General features: G+C 67.7%; 7 protein-coding genes. 4 read left to right on the top strand and 3 right to left on the bottom strand.

The window, feature by feature from the left end; translation table 11 throughout:
* The 4 genes from cbiD to ACKOED_RS15175 all read left to right on the top strand — a co-directional run.
* Window positions 1-744, top strand: a 744-nt coding sequence (gene cbiD, locus ACKOED_RS15190; RefSeq protein WP_408917465.1) for a cobalt-precorrin-5B (C(1))-methyltransferase CbiD, incomplete at its 5' end; no start/stop codon positions are given.
* Entirely contained in the window at window positions 734-1,477 is a 744-nt protein-coding gene (locus ACKOED_RS15185; protein WP_408917464.1) for a cobalt-precorrin-6A reductase, read from the top strand. The genes cbiD and ACKOED_RS15185, both read left to right, overlap by 11 nt.
* Before the next feature lie 85 nt (window positions 1,478-1,562).
* Window positions 1,563-2,609 (top strand): amino acid ABC transporter substrate-binding protein, encoded by a 1,047-nt coding sequence (locus tag ACKOED_RS15180; RefSeq protein WP_408917463.1) that lies wholly within the window; start codon window positions 1,563-1,565, stop codon window positions 2,607-2,609.
* Between the two features lie 18 nt (window positions 2,610-2,627).
* Window positions 2,628-3,653, top strand: coding sequence for an amino acid ABC transporter substrate-binding protein (locus tag ACKOED_RS15175; RefSeq protein WP_408917462.1), 1,026 nt, complete (start codon window positions 2,628-2,630; stop codon window positions 3,651-3,653).
* A 3-nt stretch (window positions 3,654-3,656) separates the two neighbouring features.
* Here the strand turns inward: ACKOED_RS15175 and sseA are convergent, their stop codons facing one another.
* The 3 genes from sseA to ACKOED_RS15160 all read right to left on the bottom strand — a co-directional run.
* Window positions 3,657-4,502: a 3-mercaptopyruvate sulfurtransferase gene (sseA, locus tag ACKOED_RS15170; RefSeq protein ID WP_408917461.1), complete on the bottom strand. Its 846-nt coding sequence runs from the start codon at window positions 4,500-4,502 to the stop codon at window positions 3,657-3,659.
* Window positions 4,499-5,218: an alanyl-tRNA editing protein gene (locus tag ACKOED_RS15165; protein WP_408917460.1), complete on the bottom strand. Its 720-nt coding sequence runs from the start codon at window positions 5,216-5,218 to the stop codon at window positions 4,499-4,501. Before ACKOED_RS15165 ends, sseA begins: the two co-directional genes overlap by 4 nt.
* Window positions 5,215-5,927, bottom strand: a 713-nt coding sequence (locus tag ACKOED_RS15160) for a cysteine synthase A (protein WP_408917459.1), incomplete at its 5' end; no start/stop codon positions are given. The genes ACKOED_RS15165 and ACKOED_RS15160, both read right to left, overlap by 4 nt.

Genomic DNA, 5,927 nt, shown 5'->3' with positions numbered 1-5,927 from the left:
GGGGTGGGAACGGTCACCCGCGCCGGGCTTCCCATCGCGCCGGGCGAACCCGCCATCAACCCGGTACCGCGCCAGATGATGGCGGCGGCGATCGCCGAACTGGGCGGCACGGCCGCCGAAATCGAGATTTCCATTCCCGGCGGCGAGGCGCTGGCGGAGAAGACCTGGAACCCGCGGCTCGGCATTCTGGGCGGGCTCTCCATTCTCGGCACCACCGGCATCGTCAATCCGTTTTCCTGCGCGGCCTGGATTGCCTCCATCTACCGCGGCATCGACGTGGCCCGCGCCATGGGGCTCGGCCATGTGGCGGGCTGCACCGGCTCGACCTCCGAGGCGGCGGTGCGGCGGCGCTATGACCTGCCGCTCGAGGCCATGCTCGACATGGGCGATTTCGCGGGCGGACTGATCAAGTATCTGCGCACCCATCCGGTGCCGCGCCTGACGATCGGCGGCGGCTTCGGCAAGATCGTCAAGCTGGGGCAGGGGGCGCTCGATCTCCATTCCGGGCGCTCGCAGGTCGACTTCGCATGGCTGGCGGATCTGGCCCCGGACCTGCCGCGCGCCGATGTGCTGGCCGCCAACAGCGCGCTCGCGGTCCTCGAGATGGCGGCGGGAACCGGGCTCGCCCAGCGCGTGGCGGAAGCGGGTCTCGCCACGGTGCGCCACGCACTCGGGGCCGCACCGGTCACGGCCGATGTGATCGTGGTCTCGCGCCAGGGAGAGATCATCGCCCATGCCGCGTGAGGCTGTGCTGATCCTCGGCGGCACCCGTGACGCGCGCGAACTGGCCGGGCTGCTCACCACGCGCGGCTACAAGGTCATCACCTCGCTCGCCGGCGTCACCACCGATCCGGTGCTGCCGCCGGGAGAAATCCGGCGCGGCGGTTTTGGCGGCGCCGCTGGCCTCGGCGACTACCTGGCGCGCCAGCCGGTCGCCGTCGTCATCGATGCCACACACCCCTTCGCGGCGCGTATCTCAGGCCACGCCCATGCCGCCTGCGAAACACTGGGACTGCCGCTGTTGCGGCTGGAGCGCCCGGCCTGGCAGCCCTCGGCGGAGGACAACTGGACCACCGTCACCGATGCCGCGGCGGCTGCCGCGGCGCTTGCCGATGGCGCGCGGGTGCTGCTCACCATCGGACGCCGGCAGCTCGCGCCGTTCTTCGAGCGGCCCGGCCTTTCCGGCGTCATCCGCTGCATCGAGCCGCCCGATGCCGCCGTGCCGCCCGGCTGGCGGCTGCTGCGCGAGCGGCCGCCCTTCAGCCTCGAAGCGGAGATGCACCTGATTCGCGGCGCGGCGATCAGCCATGTGGTGAGCAAGAACGCCGGCGGTGCGCCGCTGGCCGCCAAGCTGCTGGCGGCGCGGGCCTTGCGCATTCCGGTCATCATGATCGCCCGTCCGCACAAGCCCGAAACCGCGACGGCGGTGACGGCGGAGGCCCTTGCCGCGGCTGTGGAACGGCTGCTTTGTCCTTGACTTGCCGCCCATTTCCGTTTGTCTCCAAATCATGCTAGACCCGCCGGGCAATGCCGGGGCGGCGCTGTTAAAACGAGGATATGCGATGACCAACAAGCTTCTTTCCTTCCTGTTTGGCGCGGCTGTAAGCCTGGTTGCGGCGGGCGCGGCCTCGGCCGGAACGCTGGACGAGGTGCGCCAGCGCGATGCGGTGCTGTGCGGGGTCAGCACGGGCCTCCCCGGATTCTCGGTGCCTGACTCCCAAAACAACTGGACCGGCATGGACGTTGATTTCTGCCGCGCCGTCGCCGCCGCGGTGCTCGGCGATGCCTCGAAAGTAAAGTTCACGCCGCTCTCGGCCAAGGAGCGTTTCACCGCGCTGCAGTCGGGCGACATCGACATCCTGTCGCGCAACACCACCTGGACGATGAGCCGCGATACGTCGTCTGGCCTCAAGTTCGCCGGCATCATGTATTATGACGGCCAGGGTTTCATGATCAACAAGACCAAGCTGCCCAACGTCAAATCCGCGATGGATCTCGCCGGGGCCACGGTCTGCACCCAGTCCGGCACGACGACCGAGCTCAATCTCGCGGACTTCTTCTCGTCGAACAACATGGAATACAAGCTCGTCACCTATGAAAAGAACGATGATGCGCTGGCCGCCTATCAGGACGGCCGCTGCGACGCCTATTCGACGGACCAGTCCGGCCTTTATGCGCAGCGCCTGAAGTTCACCAACCCCGATGACCACATCGTGCTGCCGGAGATCATTTCCAAGGAGCCCTTGGGCCCGGTGGTTCGGCAGGGCGACGATGCCTGGTTCAACATTGTCAAATGGACCTATTTCGCGCTCGTCAACGCCGAGGAACTGGGCATCACCTCGCAGAATGTCGAGCAGATCAAGACCACCTCCAAGGACCCGCAGGTCAAGCGCCTGCTGGGCGTGCCGGGGGAGGACGGCACCTCGGCGGGCTTCGGCACCGGCATCGGCCTCGAAGAGAGCTGGGCCGAGAACGCAATCAAGGCGGTTGGCAATTACGGCGAGATTTTCGAGCGCAATGTGGGCGCCAATTCGCCGCTCAAGATCGCGCGCGGCAAGAACGCGCTGTGGAGCGATGGCGGCCTGCAATACGCGCCGCCGGTGCGCTGAGGCCTGGCGGAAGCGCCCGTGAAACGGCTTCTGACGGCGCTGGCCGTTGCGGCGGCCCTGCTTCCGGGGCTGGCGCAAGAAGGCGCGCGCGCCGCAACGCTTGCCGATGTGAAGGCCCGCGGCACGCTTAATTGCGGGGTCAATCAGGGTCTCGCCGGTTTCGCGGCCAGGGGCAGCGACGGCGCGTGGGCGGGCTTCGACGTGGATTTCTGCCGGGCGCTTGCCGCCGCGGTGCTGGGCGATGCCGCGAAGGTCAGTTTCGTGCCCGTCGGCACGCAGGACCGGTTTGACAAGCTTGCCTCCGGCGCGATCGACGTCCTCGCCCGCAACACCACCTGGACCATGGAGCGCGAGACGAAGCTTCCGCTGCGCTTCGTGGGCGTGTCCTATCATGATGGCCAGGGCTTCATCGTGAAGAAGCTTCTGGGCGTCACCTCGGCGCTGCAGATGTCGGGGGCCGCGATCTGTTTCCTGAGCGGTACGACGACCGAGGCCAATGTCGCGGATTTCTTCCGCGAGAAAGACATGGCCTATACGCCGGTGACCTATGCCAGCCTCGATGAGCTGGTCGCCGGTTTCGATGCCGGCAAATGCGACACCTACACGGCGGATGTCTCGCAACTCTATGCGGTGCGCCTCAGGCTCGGCAATCCCGATGACGCCCTGGTGCTGCCGGACGTGATCTCGAAGGAGCCGCTGGGCCCCGCCGTGCGCCAGGGCGATGAGCAATGGTTCACGATCGTGCGCTGGGTGCTGTTCGCGCTCATCAACGCCGAGGAACTTGAGGTGACTCAAGGCAATGCCGCGGCGCTCAAGTCAGATTCCAGGAACCCCGCCGTGCGCCGCCTGCTGGGCGCCGAGGGAAGCTTCGGCCCCGACATGGGCCTCGATGCGGATTGGGCGTTGCGCATGCTTTCGGCCACCGGCAACTACGGCGAGATTTTCGCGCGCAACCTCGGGCCGGAGACGCCGCTGGCCATCAACCGCGGCCTCAATGCGCTGTGGAGCCAGGGCGGCCTGCTGTATGCGCCGCCGTTGCGGTAGAGCTCAGTCTCCCATTGCCACAGGCGCCCCCGGCGTGCCGCCCCATTCCGCCCAGGAGCCGTCATAGAGCGCGTGGTCCCTGGCGCCGATGAGCGTGAGCGCCAGGGTGAGAATTGCCGCGGTAACGCCCGAGCCGCAGGAGGTGATCACCGGCCTGGCCACATCGATGCCGGCCGCCCTGAACAGGGCCTCGATTTCGGCGGGTGATTTGAGCGTGCCGTCCGGGTTGAGCAGGCTGGCGTAATGCACATTCCTGGCGCCCGGCATGTGGCCGGGGCGCACGCCTAGCCGGGGCTCCATCTCCTCGCCGCGGAAGCGCGTGCCCGAGCGCGCGTCAGCCACCTGGGCGGCGCCCGACTCCAGTGCCGCGGCAACGCTGGCCATGTCCTTCACCATCATGCCGCGGAAGCGGGCGGTGAAATGCCGCTCCTGTGCGGGGGGCGGCGCGCCGTCTTCCAGCGGGTGGCCCTCGGCCTTCCACTTGCGCAGGCCGCCGTCGAGCACCGCCACATCGTCATGGCCCATCACCTTGAACATCCACCAGCAGCGCGCGGCGGAGAACAGGCCCACCGAATCATAGGCGATCACCCGCTTGCCGTCGCCCACCCCCATCTTGCGCATGCGCGAGGCGAATTTCTCCGGCGCCGGCAGCATGTGCGGCAGGGGAGACGACGTGTCGGACAGCTCGTCGATGTCGAAGAAGCGCGCGCCCGGAATGTGGCCGTCGAGGAATTCCTGCCTGGCATCGCGCCCCGCGGCAGGAAGGTGCCAGGACGCATCGAGGATGGCGATGTCCGGCGATGAGAGATGCGCGGCCAGCCACGCCGTCGAAACGACATCGCCGGTCATTGGAACACCACGCGGATGCGCCGGTTGATCTTGCCCTTGTTCTCGATCCTCGCCACCGCCACAGGGCCGATGGCGGCGGTGGAAGAAACATGCGTGCCGCCGCAGGGCTGAAGGTCGACCTTGCCGTCCGCGCCGATCATCACGAGGCGCACCCGGCCGGTGCCCACCGGCGGCTTCACCGACATGGTGCGGATCAGGTGCTGGTTGGCGGCCATCTCCTCATCCGAAATCCAGCGGAACGACACGGGATGATCCTCCGCGACGAGCCGGTTCAGCGTTTCGCCAAGCGTTGCCTTGTCCGGGATCTGGCCTTCCGGGATATCGAAATCGATGCGCCCGCCATCCTCGCCGATCGCCCCGCCGGTGACGGGGAAGGGGACGGCGGCGCAGAGGAGATGCATCAGCGTGTGGGCCCGCATGTTGCGGTAGCGGCTCGCCCAGTCGAGCGCCGCCGTCACCCCGGCGCCGATGGGCGGCAGGGCCTGGCCTTCGCGCGGCACATGCACCACGTCCTTGGCCTCGTCATAGACGGTGGTGGCGATTTCCGCCTGGCCGCCATCCCAGCGGATCACACCCCGGTCGCCCGGCTGGCCGCCGGCGGTGGCGTAGAACACCGTGCGGTCGAGCCGGATGCCGCCCTGCTCATTGATGCCGGTGACGGTGGCCGCGCATTCCTTCAGGAAGGCATCGTCGCGGAACAGCAGCGCGGCGCTCACGCCGGCACCGCCTCGGTCACGTCGGGTACTTGCGGAACCTTCTCGAGCCAGGCCGGAACGGGCAGGTTCTTCTCGCGCAGGAAGGCCGGGTTGAACAGCTTGGAGGCATAGCGGGTGCCATAATCGCAGAGGATGGTCACGATGGTGTGGCCCGGACCCAGCTGCCGGGCGAGCCTCATGGCGCCGCCCACATTGACCCCCGTCGAGCCACCCATGCACAGGCCCTCATGCTGGAGAAGATCAAAGGCGATGGGAATAGCTTCCGCATCCGGGATCTGGAAGGCATCATCGACGACAGCGCCCTCGAGATTGGCGGTGATGCGGCCCTGGCCGATGCCTTCGGTGATCGACGAGCCCTCGGCCTTGAGCTCGCCATGCTTGTACCAGTTGTAGAGCGCGGCGCCCATCGGATCGGCGAGCGCGATCCTCACCTTCGGGTTCCGGTCCTTGAGGCCCATGGAGACCCCCGCCAGCGTGCCGCCGGAGCCCACCGCGGCCACGAAGCCATCGACCTTGCCATCGGTTTGCGCCCAGATTTCGGGCGCCGTGGTCTCGATATGGGCCCGGCGGTTGGCCACATTGTCGAACTGGTTGGCCCACAGCGCACCCATGGCCCTGGCGAGGCGGCCCGAATACTTCACGTAATTGTTGGGGTTCTTGTAGGGAACGGCCGGCACTTCGACCAGCTCGGCGCCGAGCTGCCGGAGCG

The organism is Aestuariivirga sp. (assembly GCF_046093005.1).
GTDB lineage: Bacteria > Pseudomonadota > Alphaproteobacteria > Rhizobiales > Aestuariivirgaceae > Aestuariivirga.
This window is presented reverse-complemented; position numbering and strand designations above follow the sequence as displayed.

Bases quoted from the DNA above. Each gene is read 5' to 3' on its own strand.
- ACKOED_RS15180 (WP_408917463.1), top strand. From the start codon at position 1,563: ATGACCAACAAGCTTCTTTCCTTCCTGTTTGGCGCGGCTGTAAGCCTG.
- sseA (WP_408917461.1), bottom strand. From the start codon at position 4,502: ATGACCGGCGATGTCGTTTCGACGGCGTGGCTGGCCGCGCATCTCTCA.
- ACKOED_RS15185 (WP_408917464.1), top strand. From the start codon at position 734: ATGCCGCGTGAGGCTGTGCTGATCCTCGGCGGCACCCGTGACGCGCGC.